The 15,301-nt window shown below is 71.5% G+C and carries 14 protein-coding genes; 7 read left to right on the top strand and 7 right to left on the bottom strand.

Going from position 1 to position 15,301, the window contains the following annotated elements; translation table 11 throughout:
- Window positions 1–50: 50 nt before the first annotated feature.
- From ACK1X7_RS04185 to ACK1X7_RS04170, 4 genes are all read right to left on the bottom strand, one after another.
- Window positions 51–521 carry a hypothetical protein gene (locus tag ACK1X7_RS04185; protein WP_413114645.1) on the bottom strand — a complete coding sequence of 157 codons (471 nt, stop codon included), beginning with the start codon at window positions 519–521 and terminating at the stop codon, window positions 51–53.
- A gap of 49 nt (window positions 522–570) precedes the next feature.
- Window positions 571–1,623, bottom strand: coding sequence for an alpha/beta fold hydrolase (locus ACK1X7_RS04180; RefSeq protein WP_385149639.1), 1,053 nt, complete (start codon window positions 1,621–1,623; stop codon window positions 571–573).
- 128 nt (window positions 1,624–1,751) lie between these two features.
- Window positions 1,752–2,306 (bottom strand): DoxX family protein, encoded by a 555-nt coding sequence (locus ACK1X7_RS04175; protein WP_385149619.1) that lies wholly within the window; start codon window positions 2,304–2,306, stop codon window positions 1,752–1,754.
- A 51-nt stretch (window positions 2,307–2,357) separates the two neighbouring features.
- The gene (locus ACK1X7_RS04170; protein ID WP_390795473.1) at window positions 2,358–3,212 is read right to left on the bottom strand and encodes a polysaccharide deacetylase family protein; all 855 of its coding nucleotides are present in this window, start codon (window positions 3,210–3,212) and stop codon (window positions 2,358–2,360) included.
- Window positions 3,213–3,372: 160 nt separating this feature from the next.
- Here ACK1X7_RS04170 and ACK1X7_RS04165 point away from each other — a divergent pair, with 160 nt between their 5' ends.
- Window positions 3,373–5,034, top strand: a complete 1,662-nt coding sequence (locus ACK1X7_RS04165) for an APC family permease (protein WP_385149625.1) — start codon at window positions 3,373–3,375, stop codon at window positions 5,032–5,034.
- Here the strand turns inward: ACK1X7_RS04165 and ACK1X7_RS04160 are convergent.
- Complete coding sequence (locus ACK1X7_RS04160) at window positions 5,015–7,591, bottom strand: polysaccharide lyase family 8 super-sandwich domain-containing protein (protein ID WP_390795474.1); 2,577 nt, start codon at window positions 7,589–7,591, stop codon at window positions 5,015–5,017. The genes ACK1X7_RS04165 and ACK1X7_RS04160 overlap by 20 nt on opposite strands.
- Window positions 7,592–7,786: 195 nt before the next feature.
- Between ACK1X7_RS04160 and ACK1X7_RS04155 the strand changes: the two genes are divergently transcribed.
- From ACK1X7_RS04155 to ACK1X7_RS04140, 4 genes are all read left to right on the top strand, one after another.
- A complete protein-coding gene (locus ACK1X7_RS04155; RefSeq protein ID WP_385149630.1) occupies window positions 7,787–8,455 on the top strand; it encodes a GntR family transcriptional regulator in 669 nt (222 codons plus the stop codon).
- A gap of 65 nt (window positions 8,456–8,520) precedes the next feature.
- Window positions 8,521–9,282 (top strand): 4-carboxy-4-hydroxy-2-oxoadipate aldolase/oxaloacetate decarboxylase, encoded by a 762-nt coding sequence (locus tag ACK1X7_RS04150; protein ID WP_413114644.1) that lies wholly within the window; start codon window positions 8,521–8,523, stop codon window positions 9,280–9,282.
- On the top strand, window positions 9,279–10,340 hold the full coding sequence (locus ACK1X7_RS04145; protein ID WP_413114643.1) for a 4-oxalomesaconate tautomerase: 1,062 nt from the start codon (window positions 9,279–9,281) through the stop codon (window positions 10,338–10,340). Before ACK1X7_RS04150 ends, ACK1X7_RS04145 begins: the two co-directional genes overlap by 4 nt.
- Window positions 10,341–10,501: 161 nt before the next feature.
- On the top strand, window positions 10,502–11,383 hold the full coding sequence (locus ACK1X7_RS04140) for a triphosphoribosyl-dephospho-CoA synthase (RefSeq protein WP_413116843.1): 882 nt from the start codon (window positions 10,502–10,504) through the stop codon (window positions 11,381–11,383).
- On the opposite strand, the gene ACK1X7_RS04135 is transcribed toward ACK1X7_RS04140, so the two are convergent.
- Both ACK1X7_RS04135 and ACK1X7_RS04130 read right to left on the bottom strand, forming a co-directional pair.
- A complete protein-coding gene (locus ACK1X7_RS04135; protein ID WP_398159739.1) occupies window positions 11,380–12,030 on the bottom strand; it encodes a TetR/AcrR family transcriptional regulator in 651 nt (216 codons plus the stop codon). The two genes, ACK1X7_RS04140 and ACK1X7_RS04135, sit on opposite strands and share 4 nt — an antisense overlap.
- A 117-nt stretch (window positions 12,031–12,147) precedes the next feature.
- Window positions 12,148–12,321 carry a hypothetical protein gene (locus ACK1X7_RS04130; protein WP_361510994.1) on the bottom strand — a complete coding sequence of 58 codons (174 nt, stop codon included), beginning with the start codon at window positions 12,319–12,321 and terminating at the stop codon, window positions 12,148–12,150.
- Window positions 12,322–12,597: 276 nt separating this feature from the next.
- Between ACK1X7_RS04130 and ACK1X7_RS04125 the strand changes: the two genes are divergently transcribed.
- Window positions 12,598–13,806, top strand: a complete 1,209-nt coding sequence (locus ACK1X7_RS04125) for a glycoside hydrolase family 64 protein (protein ID WP_390795852.1) — start codon at window positions 12,598–12,600, stop codon at window positions 13,804–13,806.
- 17 nt (window positions 13,807–13,823) lie between these two features.
- Window positions 13,824–15,290, top strand: a complete 1,467-nt coding sequence (locus ACK1X7_RS04120; RefSeq protein ID WP_413114642.1) for a glycoside hydrolase family 76 protein — start codon at window positions 13,824–13,826, stop codon at window positions 15,288–15,290.
- The last annotated feature ends 11 nt before the right edge of the window (window positions 15,291–15,301 follow it).

Below are 15,301 nucleotides of genomic sequence, written 5' to 3'. Positions count from 1 at the left end.
GGCGTGGCATCACCGCCCGCGCCTCCCGGGCCGGTTCGGCCCAGGAAGGGTCAGCGCCGGGCAGGCCCGGCCGGCGGCGGCTCGACCTCGAGGTAACGGTGGCGGCGCGGCCCCCGGTACTCCAGCGCGTCCCAGCCCAGCCGCCGCAGCACGGCCGCACAGTTGCGCAGCGCGTCCTCCGCGGCGTACCCGGCACCACTTCCCGGCGGCCCCAGCCACTCGACCCGCACCACCCCGGTCCGCTCCGCCGCGCCGAGACAGTATCCGGTCGCCGTGCGGCGGCCGTCCGCGTCGGTGGCCGACGGCGGAACGCCGGCGGCCTCCAGAGCCAGGGCCACGGCCCGCACCGGCTGCCGCCGCTCCCACTCGGCGGGCACACCCTCGGGGTCGGCGGCGTCGGCGTTCATCAGCCGGCGGATCTCCAGCAGTCCCTCGAACGCGGTTCGTACCGCGGCCCGGCGGCCCCGGTCCTCGCCCTCGGGGACCCCCGTGGCGCCGGTGGCCACCTCGAACTCCGCCATCCCCTGCCCCCTTCGGACGTGGCGGCCGGTGGCCCGGCGGCGGCGTTCATCAGCGCCGTCGCAGACCGTCGGCCTCGACCACGGCATCGGCGAAGGCTTCGGGAGCCTCCTGGGGCACATTGTGGCCGATGTCCTTCAGCGTCCGGTGGGCGTACGGACCCGAGAACTTGTCCCGGTAGGAGGCACCGCCCCCGGCGGGGGTGAAGGGATCGCGCCCGCCGTCCAGCGTGACCGTGGGGACGCCGATGACGGGGCCCTTGGCCAGGCGCCGCTCCAAATCGTCGTACCGGGGATCACCCGCCGCGAGCCCCAGCCGCCAGCGATAGTTGCGGATCACGATGCGGACATAGTCCGGATTCCGGAAGGCGGCGGCGGTGCGCGCGAAGGTGGCGTCGTCGAAGTGCCATGTCGGCGAGTTGAACCGCCAGACGAGCCGCGCCAGTTCACGCCGGTACTCCGGATTCTCCAGCCCCAGCACACCCCGCTGCGTGGCGAAGTAGTACTGATACCACCAGGCCCATTCGACCTTCGGCGGCTGCGGCTGCTTGTTCTTCTCCCGGTTGGTGATCAGATAGCCGCTCACCGAGACCAGGGCCTTGCAGCGCTTCGGCCACAGCGCCGCGACGATGTCGGCCGTGCGCGAGCCCCAGTCGTATCCGGCGAGGATCGCCCGCTCGATCCCGAGGGCGTCCATCAGGGCGAGGAGATCGAGGGCGAACACCGACTGCTGGCCGTCGCGGAACGTCCGGGGTGACCGGAAGCGTGTCGTCCCATAGCCGCGCAGATAAGGGACCACCACCCGATACCCCTCGGCGGCCAGCAAGGGCGCCACCTCGACATAGCTGTGGATGTCATAGGGCCAGCCGTGCAGCAGGACGACCGCGGGGCCATGGGCCGGACCGGCCTCGGCGTAGCCGACGTTCAGCTCCCCGGCCTTGATCTGCCGCAGGGCGGCGAAGGACGTATGCGGCCGCGCGGACGGCGTCCGCCGCTCCTCCGGGGCGTCCCCCGCGGCCTTGGCCGAGCCGGTGGCGCGGACGGCGAACGGCGCCCCGACCGCACTCGCGCCCACCATCTTCCCGAAGCTGCGCCTGTCGAACATCCGCACCCTCCACCAGTGCGACCGCTCCCGGGCCTTGGCATCCACCATGGCGCACGGGTGCGACCCTCGCACGCCGTACGTCACCTGCCGGAGAGGTGATACACGAGGGCGAGGGGGAGGGGCGTGCTCTACTCGGCCAGCTCCTGCTCGTCGATGAACCCCTGCTCCTCGGCGAGCTCCCGCTCCGTGGTCACCGCGATCCGGCGTCTGATCACCGCGGCCGCCGTGAGCGCGCTCATGGTGAACGCCGTCGCGATCAGCCACGGCTGGTCCAGCGCATGGCGGGTGAGGTGATCGAGCGAGTAGCGGCCGGGCCCCGCGATCCCGAGCGCCGCCGACGAACATCCCAGCAGGGCGGGAAACTCATAGCCCCCGGACTGGGCGAAGAAGCCGGCCGGCGCGTTCACCGACACCGCGCCCGCCATCGTCCCCGCGGCCGCCGCCCCGGCCGCGGGAGTGGCGAAGCCGAGCGCGAGCAGCAGCCCGCCGCCCGCCTCGCCCAGCCCGGCCGCCAAGGCACTGGCGCGCCCCGGACGGAAGCCCATCGCCTCCATGGCCTGGGCGGTACGGTCCAGGCCATCGCCGCCGCACCAGCCGAAGAGCTTCTGTGTGCCGTGCGCGGCCAGCACCCCGCCCACACCGAGGCGCAGTGCGAGCAGTCCGAGATCCTTGCGGTGGTGCATGGGGTCTCCTCCGCTCCCGTATGGGCACACCACGGGCGGCCGCCCGGCGTCTCACCCAGTCTCGGTACGCATCCCGGGGCCCGCTGTCGTTGCTACGCCATCGGAGTGCATCAGCTCCGTCGTGGTGACCGCGCGCAGACCGCGCCCGCGCAGACCGTCGAGGACCGCGGGCAGCGCGGTCAGCGTCCCGGTGTGACCGAAGTGCAGACTGACCACGGAACCGGCGCGGACCTGGCCGAGGACCGCCTCCCGCACCGCGTCCGGCCCCGGGTCCTGGAAGTCCCGGGAATCCACGTCGTAGGAGAGGACGTGCGGGTACCCGGCGCGGGCCGCCAGACGGGTCACGAGGTCCGTGGCGGTACGGGCCCGCGACGGACGGAACCAGCTTCCGATGGTCCCGGTGAGGCGGCGCAGCCGGTCGGCGCATTCGGTGATCTCCGCGTACGCCTCGTCGGCGGGCAGTGCGCAGACGGCGCGGTGCCGCATGGTGTGGTTGCCCAGTTCATGGCCGCCGTCCAGGACCCGCCGGGCCAGCTCCGGATGCTCGTCGAGCCAGGTGCCGACGGCGAGAACGGTGACCCGGGCCCCGGCCCGCTCGGCCTCGGACAGCAGCGAGCGGGCGAGCTCCGCGTCCCCCTGGCCGTGGAAGGTGAGGGCCACCGCGCCTCCGCCGCGCGGGCCGTGGGCGATCTGGGGTGGCAGTCCGCGGAAACGCACCGGTCCGCGCGGCGCGGCTCCGGCGGGCGTGGCCCGGTCCGAGGCCGCACCGGAGGAGGGCGTCTCGGCGGGACCGGCCGGTCTGGACGACGAGGACACGGCGTGGTGGCCGCAGCCGACGCCGCACGTCGTGGCCGCCACGGCACCGCTCGCGGACCGCAGGACATCACGGCGGGAGGGAGAGGACACCTGAAGCATGAGAACACGCCCCTGGCCGATATGCGGCGATTTCTCGCTGGTGAGGTGTGTTTTTCCGTCGATCGCCGGGCATGGCCATCGGCCCTCACCCGTGCGCGGCCATGGGCTCGCACCGAGGTCCGGGGCGCGTCGGGGGCGGCCGTCGGCACGCATGGCACGCTGGGCCTTTGTATGTTCATGCACCACCGAGGAGACGAGCCACGTGTCGCAGAACCACCCACCGGAGTCCATCGCCGCCCCGGCGGTGCTCGCCGAGGAGCGACGACTCCATAAGGACCTCGGATTCTGGGGCCTGACCGCGATCGGGTTCTCCAACATCCTGGGGTCCGGGTGGCTGTTCGCGGCCATGTACGCCGCCCAGACCGCCGGCCCCGCCGCCCTGCTCTCCTGGATCGCGGCGGGTGTGCTGTGCGCCCTGATCGCGTTGGTCATGGTGGAACTCGGCGCCACCCGCCCGGAGGGCGGCGGCACCGTGCGCTGGCCGCTGTACGCCAGCGGACGGCTGGTCGGCACGATGATCGGCTGGTCCGTGCTGCTCTCGGTGGGCGGTACGGCGGCCGAGATCAGCGCGATCATGCAGTACGCCGCACACTATCTGCCGGGGCTCTACAGCGGTGGCACACTCACCGTCTCCGGGCTCGCCGTGGCCGTGGCGCTCAGTGTCGTGCTGACGGTGTGCAACTGGTTCGCCGTGCGGATATTCGCCCGGCTGAACAACCTCATCTCGGTGTTCAAGGTCATCGTCCCCGTTCTCACCATCGTCGCGCTGTTCCTGTCCGGCACCCACTCCGGACGCCTCACCGACCACGGCGGTTTCGCGCCGTACGGCTACGCGGCCTGCCTGACCGCGCTCGCCGGTGGCGGCATCGTGTACTCCGTCAACGGCTTCCAGGCCCCGCTCGACTTCTCCGGGGAGGCGCGCAATCCGCGCCGTACCGTCCCGGCCGCGGTGCTCACCGGCATCGGCCTCGCCGTGCTGGTCTACCTCGGGCTCCAACTGGCCTTTCTGTTCACGGTGCCCGAGTCGCTGCTGGGCCACGGCTGGAAGGGAGTCAACTTCGAGTCGCCCTTCGGACAGCTCGCCCTGGTGCTCAATCTCCACTGGCTGGCCACGCTGCTCTACGCCGACGCCGTGATCTCACCGGGCGGATCGGCCTATGTGGGCGTGGCCATCGACGCTCGCCATACCTACGCCCTGGCCAAGAACGGGCTGCTGCCCCGCTTCTTCATGCGCATCCACCCCCGGTCCGGGGTGGCGCGCCGGGCGCTGCTGCTCAACCTGGCGGTCATCGTGGTCTTCATGCTGCCGTTCGGCGGCTGGCAGGACATCGTGAGCGTGATGGGGGACATGTATCTGCTGATCTACGCGGCCTCGGCGGTCGCCGTCGCGGCGTTCCGGGCGCACGACCGCGAGCGGGGAGTGACGCGGGCCGAGGGCCGGGTGCCGGGGGTGCGCTGGATCGCACCGGTGAGCTTCGTGGTGGCCAGTGAGTTCGTCTACTGGTCGGGCTGGCACGATCTGCGGCTCGCGCTGCCCTTCGTACTGCTCGGCGCGGTGTTGTTCCTGTTTCAGCGTCGCGAGGACGGCGGTGCGTCCCTGGGGGAGGAGCTGCGGCGCGGCGCCTGGCTGGTCTTCCATCTGGCGGCGCTGACCGTGCTGTCGTGGCTCGGCACCTTCGGCGGTTCCGCCCGCCTCCCGGCGCCGTACGACACCGTGGCGGTGGGCGTCCTCGCCCTCGCCGTGTTCGGGTGGGCGGTCCGCGCGGGCGCCCGGCATCTGCGCGCCTCGCAGGTCAGCGCAGTGTCGCCGTGAAACTCCGGCCGTAGGCGTGGCGGGTGGTGACGACGATCCGGGTGCCGCCGGGCACCCGGCCCACCCGGACACCGTCGTCCGCCGCCACGGCCCTCATCCTCCGGCCCCGGATGACGACGGACACCGTGTCGCGCTCGGTGGTCGGATCGGACACCGCGATCGCCAAGGCGCCGTCCCGGGCTTCCCGCAGGAGCACCGAGCCGGGTCCGCGCACCGCCAGCCGCCCGGCGCGATGGGTGCCGGGGGCGAAGGCGTTGAGCGCGGTGATCCGCAGACCCCGGTGGGCCACGGCCTGTAGCCGGGTGGTGTTGGCCAGGACGGTGAGCGGCCGACGGGCGTAGGCGCCCAGTTGGCGTTCGGTGGCGCTTGGCACGAGGGCGTACGCCATCGAGGTGTGCGGCGTCCCGGCCGGCCGCTCCACCGCGACGGCGAAGAGCTGTTTGGTCACCGGGAGGTCGGGGTTGGCGAGACGGACGGCGCGGCGGCTGCGGGTGACGGTATCGAGTGTGACCGTGGGCGGCGGCCCGTCGAGGAAGACATACCCGACCGAGGCGGCCTGGGTGGCATTGGCGTACCGCAGCCACGCGAGCGGGGCCGTGCCGGTGCCGGACCAGGGCGCACCGCCGCGGAGCCGCCCGGTGAGGGCGAGGGTGTCCGAGGGGGCGGCGATCCGGGTGTCGAGGGTCGTCGTCACCGCGCGGCCGGCGGCGTCGCCGACCCCCGCGGCCAGCACCACGATCTCGTCGTCGAACAGGAACCACGACTTGGTGGCATCGGCGTCGCGGTACACCACGAAGTCGTCGGGGAGGTCGCCCGCCTGCTTCGCGGCGTACGCCACGTCATCGGACTGGACGAGCCCCGCCACACCGTACGCGCCCAGGGCGGCGCCACCGGAGAACGGGTGGGTGCCGCGCGGGAAGTAGACATAGGTGTTCTGCGTCTCCGACGAGGAGGTGAAGCCACGTTCGGGGTTGTCGTACCAGAGCGTGCCGTACAGCTCGGGGACGGTGCGGCGGGTCTCCACGGGGGCGGTGACACCGGCGAGGCGGTGGGGCGGGACGGCGGTGAGGTAGTCGATGCCGAACGCCTGGGTCTGGTCCTGGCCGGAGAGATACAGATGGTGGGCGCCGTCCCCCTGGAACCAGGGCATCAGGTTCTCGCCGCTCATGTACTCGTATCGGCTGATCCTGGAGGAGCTGCGGGCCAGGGCGAAGGCGTAACCGGGGCGCCGGTGGACGGTTCTGTCCATCGCGTTGAACGCGAGATGGCGCTCGGCGGGGCCGAGGTCCCGCGCCGGGATCGAGGAGTCGGCCAGGATGTCGGCGTAGCGGACGATGCTCACCGGGGACACGAACGCCGAAGGATCGAGCGTGGCCTTGGAGGTCTGCCGCAGATACGAGACATAGCCCTTCAGCGCTGTGACGTCGGCGCCGGTGGCATGAGCGGACAGGCCCACCACGGCCTCCACCACCTCGGCGGCGTCCGCGTACCCCGTCGCCGGGCGGGACACCCCGCGCCCCTTGACGATCTCCATCAGCCAGCCCTCGAAGATCAGCGGGGCGAAGCCGTCCACCACCCACCCCTGGGCGACGCGGACCAGCCGGTCGTCGGTGGTGTAGCCGGTGCCGTCGAGCATCTTGATGGTCTGTACGACACGGGTGAGCAGCCCCTTGCCGTAGGAGCCCGTGTAGGCCACGGAAGCGTGCTGGATGAAGGAGCCGTCGGCGTAGAAGCCGTCGGTGACACCGTGCCGCAGCGCGTACGGGTCGATCGTGGCCAGGACGGTCAACTGGTCGGCGATGGCCTTGGCGATCCGGGCGTCGTCGCCGAGCACGGCGCCCTGGAGGATGCGGTTGGTGGTGATGTCGGCGAGGTTGGCGCCGGTGTGGAAGCGTGAGTCGAGGTCGACGTCACCGGCCTTGCCATTGCGCAGATACGCGTCCATCGAGGCGACGTAGGCGGCGGCCAGTTCGGGCCGGTAGGCGGCGAGTTGGTCCACGAGCAGCGCAAGGATCTTGCTGACGTGGGTGGATATGCCGATCTCCCAGGTGAACCAGTTGCCGTAGTAGCCCTTCGACTGGTCGCCGTAGTAGCGCTCATGGAGCCATATCAGGCCGTCGATGACGCGCCGCTGGACACCGGTGTCACCGTGGAGCCCGGATGGTGTGCCGTCTTCCGGTGTGCGGGTGGCGAGGGCGATCTCGTAGAGGTACTGGAACGAGGTGATCAGGTTGGGATCGCTCGTGCCCAGTGCGAGGCCCTGGAAGAGCTCGCCCTGCCCGGCGCGGTCCATCGCGGTGAGCCGGGAGCGGGCGGTTGTGGCGATGGCCGCGAGTTTGGCGCGGACCTCGGGGCGGGTGCCCACCTCCCGTGTTCCGGCGAAGACGGCCACGGTGTTGTCGATCAGCCGGGTGTGAGCGGGCCCGGACGCATCGCCCTCCGCCGTCGCACCGGATGCGGCCGGATGTCCCGCCGCCCGTGCGCGCAGCGGCAGGGCCATGGCCGACAGGGTGGCGGCAGGGAGCGTGGAGACGAGGGTACGACGCGAGAGAGGCACGGGAATGCTCCAACGGTCGACGGGGTCCGATGGGGAACCGCCGCACCATTCAAGCAACCCCGGCCTCCCCTGTCACGAGACCGGAATCAGGGGAACGCGAGCCGATCTATGTCGCCAATATGGACAACAGAATCGTTGACAATCTTGTTGGCCTAGATTTACCTTCGACAGGCACTCACTCAGGGAGGGCACGCAATGCCGAAGGAAGCTCGTCCAGGCACCGGAGAGCAGGCGAAGCAGCATGCGATGGAGCGGCTGCGGCAGGCGATTTTGCGCGGGGAGATGGCACCGGCCCAGCGGCTGGTGGAGAACGAGCTCGCCGAGCAATTCGAGGTGACACGGGCGAGCATCCGCGCGGCGCTGATCGATCTGGCGTCCGAGGGCTTGGTCGAGCGGATTCGCAACCGTGGTTCACGGGTGCGGGTGGTGAGCGTGGAGGAGGCCGTGGCCATCACCGAATGCCGCATGGTCCTGGAAGGGCTGTGCGCCGCCAAGGCGGCTGTTCAGGCCGGCGAGGAGCAGTTGACCGAACTGGCCGACCTGGGCACGGCGATGTCCAAGGCGGTCGCCGACGGCGAACCGCTGACCTACTCCGACCTCAACCACCAACTGCACGCCCGCATCCGGGAGTTCTCCGGCCAGCAGGTGGCGGTGGAGCTGCTGGAGCGGCTCAACGCACAGCTTGTCCGCCATCGGTTCCAGCTCGCGCTGCGGCCGGGGCGTGCCCAGCGGTCCCTGGGTGAACACCTGGCCGTGATCGAAGCGATCAGGGCCAGGGACCCACGGGCGGCCGAAGCGGCCGTCCGGGCCCACCTCACCAGTGTGATCGACGCCTTGAGCGAAGCGCCGGCGTCGACGCCGTGACCACATGGCGCGGGGCTCGCGCCGCGGGGTGGGTCACCGACCTGTCCAGCAAGAAGAGATCAGCAATGACGCACGGTAACGCGGGCGACGCACTCGCTGCCGCACGGCCGGCCGGTGTGATCGTCACCGATCCGCCACGCGCCGGGGCCGAGCATGTGGACGCCCTGGGGGCGTATGGCGTGGCCACGGTGCACGAGGCCATGGGCCGTACCGGATGCCTCGGCCCCGGGCTGCGCCCCGCCCAGCAGGATGTGCGCATCGCGGGCACCGCGGTCACGGCGCTGTGCCGGCCCGGCGACAACCTGATGATCCACGCGGCGGTCGAGCAGTGCGCCGAGGGCGACATCCTCGTCGTCACCACCACCTCGCCGTCCACGGACGGCATGTTCGGCGAGCTGTTCGCCACCGCGCTCCACCACCGCGGCGTCCGCGGCCTGGTCATCGACGCCGGGGTGCGCGACACCGCCGAACTGCGCGCGATGGGCTTCCCCGTATGGTCGGCGGCCGTGTGCGCGCAGGGCACCGTCAAGGCCACGGCCGGATCCGTCAATGTGCCCGTGGTGGTGGGCGGGCAGTGCATACGCCCCGGGGATGTGATCCTCGCCGACGACGACGGGGTGATGTGCGTACCGCGCGAGTCCGCCGCCACGGCCGTCGAGGCGGCGAAGGCGCGCACCGCGAAGGAGGAGGCCACCCGGACCGCCTTCGCCGAGGGCCAACTGGGCCTGGACCGCTACGGGTTGTGGGAGACCCTCGACCGGCTCGGGGTGCGGCACCAGCCGTACGCCGAGCGTGCCGCGCACGCCCGCGGCGGGACCGCCTCATGAGCGGGCCGAAGGGGGTGCGCTGCATGCTGATGCGCGGCGGCACCTCCAAGGGCGCCTATTTCCTCGCGGCGGACCTGCCGTCCGACCCCGGCGACCGTGACGATCTGCTGCTGCGGATCATGGGCAGCCCCGATCCACGGCAGATCGACGGCCTCGGCGGAGCGCACCCCCTCACCAGCAAGGTGGCCGTCGTCTCCGCCTCCCAGGGGCCGGACGCCGATGTCGACTATCTGTTCCTTCGGATCGGTGTGGACCGGGCCGAGGTCTCCGACCGGCAGAACCGCGGCAACCTCCTGGCCGGGGTCGGCCCCTTCGCCGTGGAACGTGGCCTGGTCGCCGCCCGGGACGGGCGGACACCGGTGCGGATCAGGATGGTCAACAGCGGTGACCACGCCACCGTGACCGTGTCCACCCCGGACGGGCGCGTCGATTACACCGGCTCGGCCGGGATCTCGGGCGTACCGGGATCCGCCGCCCCGCTGGTGATCGCTTTCCAGCAGGGCAGCGGCCCCCTGCTGCCCACCGGCCACGCCCGTGACGTCATCGACGGCACCCCGGTGACCTGCGTGGACAACGGCATGCCGACCGTGCTGATCGCCGCGTCCGTCCTGAACGTCACCAGCCATGAGGATCCCGGCGAGCTGGAGGCGGACCCGGTGCTCGGCGCCCGGCTCCAGGAGATCCGCCGGGAGGCGGGCCGATTGATGAGCCTGGGCGATGTCAGCGCCACGACCGTGCCCAAGCTCAGCCTGCTGGCCCCGCCCGCCCACGGTGGCACCGTGATGACCCGCACCTTCATCCCGGTCCGCTGCCATACGGCGATCGGCGTCCTGGGAGCCGCCAGTGTCGCCGCCGGGCTGTGCGTCGAGGGAAACGTCGGCGAGGAGGTGGCCCGGCTCCCGGCGGCGGGGAAGCGGCTGCGCATCGAACACCCCACCGGCTTCCTGGACATCGACACGGCCGTGGACAACGGAGCCACGCCCGTGGCGCGGGGCACGGCGGTCGTACGCACCGCGCGGAAGATCTTCGACGGCACGGTCTTTCCCCGTCCCGACTGATCCGCCGCCCCGTCGCGCCCCCCCCGCTGCCGGGTCGCCCCCCCACCCCGGCGCCCGGTCGCGACCACATCACCTCTCCTCTTCGGCGCACGCCGCACAGCGTGGTCACAGGAACGTCCCATCTCGCTGAAAGGTTCGCCCTCTAGCCTCCGGGCATGCCCATGACGCGCTCCACGGATGAGGCACTGGCACGGGCCGCCGTGCTCGCCTTGATCGCCCAGGCGGAGCTGACGCCCAAACCGGGCCTCGCCGACACCCGCGATCTACAGGCCCGCGCCACCGGTGCGGATCTGCTCGCACTGCGCTGGTCGGCCAAGGCGCTGGCACCCGGCTTCGCGGCCATGGCCGCCGCCGCCCGCCGTCCCAGGGAGCCGTCCCGGGCGCTGCGCGAGGAGCTGGGTGCCATCGGCCGCTGCGCCGAGTGGACGATGGCACGGGCCGGTGGCGGTGCGGCCACCGGTCCCCTCCACCATGGCGCGCTGTGGGTGACGGGCCTGCTGGTGGCCGCCGCCGCGCTGCGGCCCGGCGCCGGGCCCGATGAGGTGACCGCCACCGCCAAGCGGATAGCGGACCAACCCGACCGTGGCGCACCCCGTCGGCCCTCACCGGGCTCGCATGTCTCGGCCACCTATGGAGCGCCGGGCGTGCGCGGTGAGGCACGGGCCGCCTTTCCCCATGTGCGCCGCGCCCTGGACGCCCTGTCCCGGGCGCGTGCCGCGGGGGCCACCGAGACCCAGGCGCGCCTGGACGCGCTGCTCACCGTGATGAGCACCCTCCAGGACACCGGTCCGCTGTACCGGGCGGGCCCGCCGGGCCTCCGACGGGTCAAGGAGGGGGCGCATGCCGTGCTCGAGGCGGGCGGCGCCGCCACGTCCGAGGGAGCCGCCGCCCTGGCCGCGCTGGACGCGGACCTGCGTGAGCTGGGCATCGCGCCGCGCGGAAGCGCCGTACTACTCGCGGGGGCCCTGTTCCTGGACGGTCTCCCGGCACCGGCGGTCATGGGCTCGCCCGTGCTGCGCGGCCTATCGGCTGACGGACGTTAGTCGTTCGCCGGTGGTGTCAGGCCGTGGCGGTGGAGGAAGGCGTCCACGAGCCGGTCGGTGAAGTCCTGGCCGACGGGTTCGTCGGTCACCAGCACGCGGTAGTAGAGGGGGCCGATGAGCTGGTCGGTCTCGGCGGTCAGGTCCAGGCCGGGCGGCAACTCGCCGCGCTCCATGGCCCGTTCCAGGGGGAGGCGGTCGCGGCGGCGCTGGTCGTCGAGGTACCGGGACCGGAAGTCCCCGGCGAACGCCGGATCGTGCCGCGCCTGGGCGACCAGGGCCTTGAAGACGGCGCCGGAGTCGGACGCGCCGAGGAACCCGGCCAGGTCGCCCAGATAGCTGCGCAGATCCAGGGCGAGATCACCGCGGTCGCGCACGGGCAGGTCCTCGGCCACATCCTGGAGGAAGGCGTCCATGAGGATGTCGGTCTTGGTGCTCCACCAGCGGTAGATCGTCTGCTTGGCGACCCCGGCCCGGGCGGCGATCCCCTCCACGGTGACGCCCGCGAAGCCCTTTTCGGCCAGCAGGTCGTCCGCCGCGTTCAGCACCGCCAGCCGGGCCTGTTCACTGCGCCCGTGGCGGTTGCCGTGGTGGCGTGCTGCCGGTCGGGCGGTGCCGCTCGTCCCGGCGGTCTGTGTCGCGCGTGCCATCTCTCGCCTCCCCGGTCAGGATAGCCGCAGCCCAAGATCACTCCGCCCGCATGGCTGAGCCCGCCGACCGGTGGGACATGACCGGCGGGCGGGCCCGGGCGCCGAGAGGGGTGGTGGCTAATCCCATCGTTCCCCTTCGGCCTGTGAGGGAGTCGTCCTCTGTACGTCGGGGTGGCCGGTGTCCCGTTCGTCGTCGCGCTCGCCCTCGGCCTGTGAGGGGGTCGTCCACGGCACGTCCGGGTGGCCGGTTTCCCGTTTGTGTTCGGCGTGGGAGGGGGCTGGCTCGGTCATGTGATGCCTCCGCTCCTAGTGCGGACGATGCCGATTTTACGCCTGAATGTCCAGGTTGGTGCAGTGTGGCCGGGTCGGCAGGGGGCATGCGCTGAAGTCGCCGACAGGAGTCATGGGCTGAAGTCGGTCGTGATGTTGGTCGTGATGTCGGTATGTACATGAGTATGTCTAGACCAGTGTCATGTTCACTGCCATGATGACCCCGCACCCCCTCAGCACCATGAGCCCCCCATTCCCCCCGCTGACGCGGCCGTGCCGCCGCGCGAGAGGTGATGTATGTCCAGACGCGTCTCCACCCGATTCCGGACCCTGCCCTGCTGGGCCTCAGCCCTGCTGCTCGCCCTGGGCATGACCGCACTGGCCCCCGAGGCGTCCGCCCGGTCGGCCGTGCCGAGCACGATCCCGCTGAAGTTCACCAACAACTCCGGGCGCGGCGACCAGATCTACGTCTATACGATCGGCACCCTGCTCTCGACCGGCCAGCAGGGCTGGGCCGATGCCTCCGGGACCTTCCACCCCTGGCCCGCCGGCGGCAACCCGCCGACCCCGGCCCCCGACGCGTCGATCGCCGGTCCGGCCAATGGCCAGGCCCTGACGATCCGCATCCCGAAGCTCTCCGGCCGGGTCTACTTCTCCTACGGCCAGAAGCTGGACTTCCGGCTCACCACCGGCGGCCTGGTGCAGCCCGCCGTGCAGAACCCCTCCGACCCCAACAGGAACATCCTGTTCAACTGGAGCGAGTTCACCCTCGACGACTCCGGCCTGTACATCAACAGCACCCAGGTCGACATGTTCTCCGCGCCGTACGCGGTGGGCGTGCAGGGCGCCGACGGCGGCGTGAAGAGCGCCGGTCACCTCAAGCCCGGCGGCTACAACGGCGTCTTCAACGCACTGCGCGCCCAGCCCGGCGGCTGGGCGGGTCTCATCCAGACCCGCCCGGACGGCACCCTCCTGCGGGCCCTCGCGCCCGGCCACGGCATCGAGGCGGGCGGCCTGCCCGCGAACACGATGGACAACTACATCAACCGGGTGTGGCAGAAGTACGCCGGCTCCACCCTGACGGTCACGCCCTTCGCCGACCGGCCGAACACCAAGTACTTCGGGCGGGTATCCGGCGACGTCATGAACTTCACCAACGGTGCCGGCGCCGTGGTCACCAGCTTCCAGAAGCCGGACTCCGACTCCGTCTTCGGCTGCTACAAGCGCCTGGACGCGCCCAACGACCAGGTGCGCGGCCCCATTTCGCGGACCCTGTGCGCCGGCTACAACCGCACGACCCTGCTCACCAACTCCAACCAGCCCGACACCAGTGACGCCGGGTTCTACACCGACGCGGTGACCAACCACTACGCCCGTGCGATCCACGCCCAGATGGCCGACGGCAAGGCGTACGCCTTCGCCTTCGACGACGTGGGCCAGCACGAGTCGCTCGTCCACGACGGCAATCCGCAGCAGGCGTCCATCACCCTGGACCCCTTCAACTAGACGGCAGGAGGCATGGCATGAGACGCACCAGACCGCTGCGCACCCGCCTGGCCGCCCTCGCCACCGGAGCATTCGCCCTGCTGGCCACGCAATTCCTCCCGGCCACGGCCCAGGCGGCGCCGTCCGCCACCATCTGCAACAAATACTGCGACACCCGTGACCCGGCGCTCGCCCCGCAGAGCCGCAACCCCGTGACCGCCACCCTCTTCTCCCGCTCCATCGCCCTGCACTTCGACGACGCCGACGCGATGGGCTGGGCCTCCATCGACAACGGCAGCCCCGGTGACGAGGTGTGGCTGGACCGCTCGTTCGACGGCGGCCGTAGCTGGTCCTCGGGCAGCCGCCTCGGCAACACCGCCATCCCGTCCGGGCAGCGGGGCTGGCGCACCCTCATGTACAACGTGGACGACTGGGGCGCCCATGGCGTCGGCGCGCTGCGGGCCTGCGGCAAGGCCGGCGACCGTCCCGACATCGCCTGTACGCCCTGGGCCCGTACGACCTGGAACGCGTGGGACCGCCGTACGGCCGCCGCCACCGCGCAGATGGGGTTCTACTCCTACGGCACCGGACTGTTCTCCACCACCGGCTGGTGGAACTCGGCCAACGCCCTCACGGCCGTCATCGACAACATCCGCGTCACGGGCATGCGCAGCTATGAATACGCGATCGCCCGCACCTACGACCTCAACCTCGGTGCGCAGGGCGGGCAGTTCCGCAACGACTACATCGACGACACCGGCTGGTGGGGCCTGGCCTGGATGGCGGCCTACGACCTCACCGGTGACTCCCGCTATCTCGCCACCGCCCGCGCCGATGCCGACTACATGGCCTCCTACTGGGACTCCACCTGTGGCGGCGGTGTGTGGTGGAGCACCGCGAAGACCTACAAGAACGCCATCGCCAACTCCCTCTACCTCCAGTTGAACGCGGCTCTGCACAACCGGATCCCCGGCGACACCGCCTATCTCCAGCGGGCGAAGGCGGAGTGGTCCTGGTTCCAGGGCACCGGCATGGTGAACGCCTCGAACCTGGTCAACGACGGCATCGACCTGGGCACCTGCGAGAACAACGGCCAACCGGTGTGGTCCTACAACCAGGGCGTGCTGCTCGGCGGCCTCGCCGAGCTGCACAAGGCCACGGGGGATGGTTCCGTGCTGGATACGGCCCGCCGCATCGGAACCGCCGCCACCACGTCGTCCCAGCTCAACACGGCCGATGGCATTCTCAGGGACCCCTGTGAGACCGGCGACTGCGGTGCCGACGGCCCGTCGTTCAAGGGCGCCCATGTGCGGGGGCTGGCCAAGCTGGACGCGGCCCTGCCCGACCACCCCTTCACGGCCTATCTGAAACGGCAGGCGGACCGCGCCTACGCAGCCGACCGCAACGCCCTGGACCAGTACGGACTGCGCTGGTCAGGACCGCTGGACAAGACCGACGGGGCGCGACAGCACAGCGCACTCGACCTGATGAACGCGGCCCCCTAGACCCGGGCAGC

This window comes from Streptomyces sp. CY-1, from assembly GCF_047218265.1.
Lineage (GTDB): Bacteria > Actinomycetota > Actinomycetes > Streptomycetales > Streptomycetaceae > Streptomyces > Streptomyces niphimycinicus.
Note: the sequence above shows the minus strand (reverse complement) of the source record. Positions and strands in the feature narration are given on the sequence as shown.

Bases quoted from the DNA above. Each gene is read 5' to 3' on its own strand.
- ACK1X7_RS04185 (WP_413114645.1), bottom strand. From the start codon at position 521: ATGGCGGAGTTCGAGGTGGCCACCGGCGCCACGGGGGTCCCCGAGGGC.
- ACK1X7_RS04180 (WP_385149639.1), bottom strand. From the start codon at position 1,623: ATGTTCGACAGGCGCAGCTTCGGGAAGATGGTGGGCGCGAGTGCGGTC.
- ACK1X7_RS04175 (WP_385149619.1), bottom strand. From the start codon at position 2,306: ATGCACCACCGCAAGGATCTCGGACTGCTCGCACTGCGCCTCGGTGTG.
- ACK1X7_RS04165 (WP_385149625.1), top strand. From the start codon at position 3,373: ATGGCACGCTGGGCCTTTGTATGTTCATGCACCACCGAGGAGACGAGC.
- ACK1X7_RS04155 (WP_385149630.1), top strand. From the start codon at position 7,787: ATGCCGAAGGAAGCTCGTCCAGGCACCGGAGAGCAGGCGAAGCAGCAT.
- ACK1X7_RS04150 (WP_413114644.1), top strand. From the start codon at position 8,521: ATGACGCACGGTAACGCGGGCGACGCACTCGCTGCCGCACGGCCGGCC.
- ACK1X7_RS04145 (WP_413114643.1), top strand. From the start codon at position 9,279: ATGAGCGGGCCGAAGGGGGTGCGCTGCATGCTGATGCGCGGCGGCACC.
- ACK1X7_RS04140 (WP_413116843.1), top strand. From the start codon at position 10,502: ATGACGCGCTCCACGGATGAGGCACTGGCACGGGCCGCCGTGCTCGCC.
- ACK1X7_RS04135 (WP_398159739.1), bottom strand. From the start codon at position 12,030: ATGGCACGCGCGACACAGACCGCCGGGACGAGCGGCACCGCCCGACCG.
- ACK1X7_RS04130 (WP_361510994.1), bottom strand. From the start codon at position 12,321: ATGACCGAGCCAGCCCCCTCCCACGCCGAACACAAACGGGAAACCGGC.
- ACK1X7_RS04125 (WP_390795852.1), top strand. From the start codon at position 12,598: ATGTCCAGACGCGTCTCCACCCGATTCCGGACCCTGCCCTGCTGGGCC.
- ACK1X7_RS04120 (WP_413114642.1), top strand. From the start codon at position 13,824: ATGAGACGCACCAGACCGCTGCGCACCCGCCTGGCCGCCCTCGCCACC.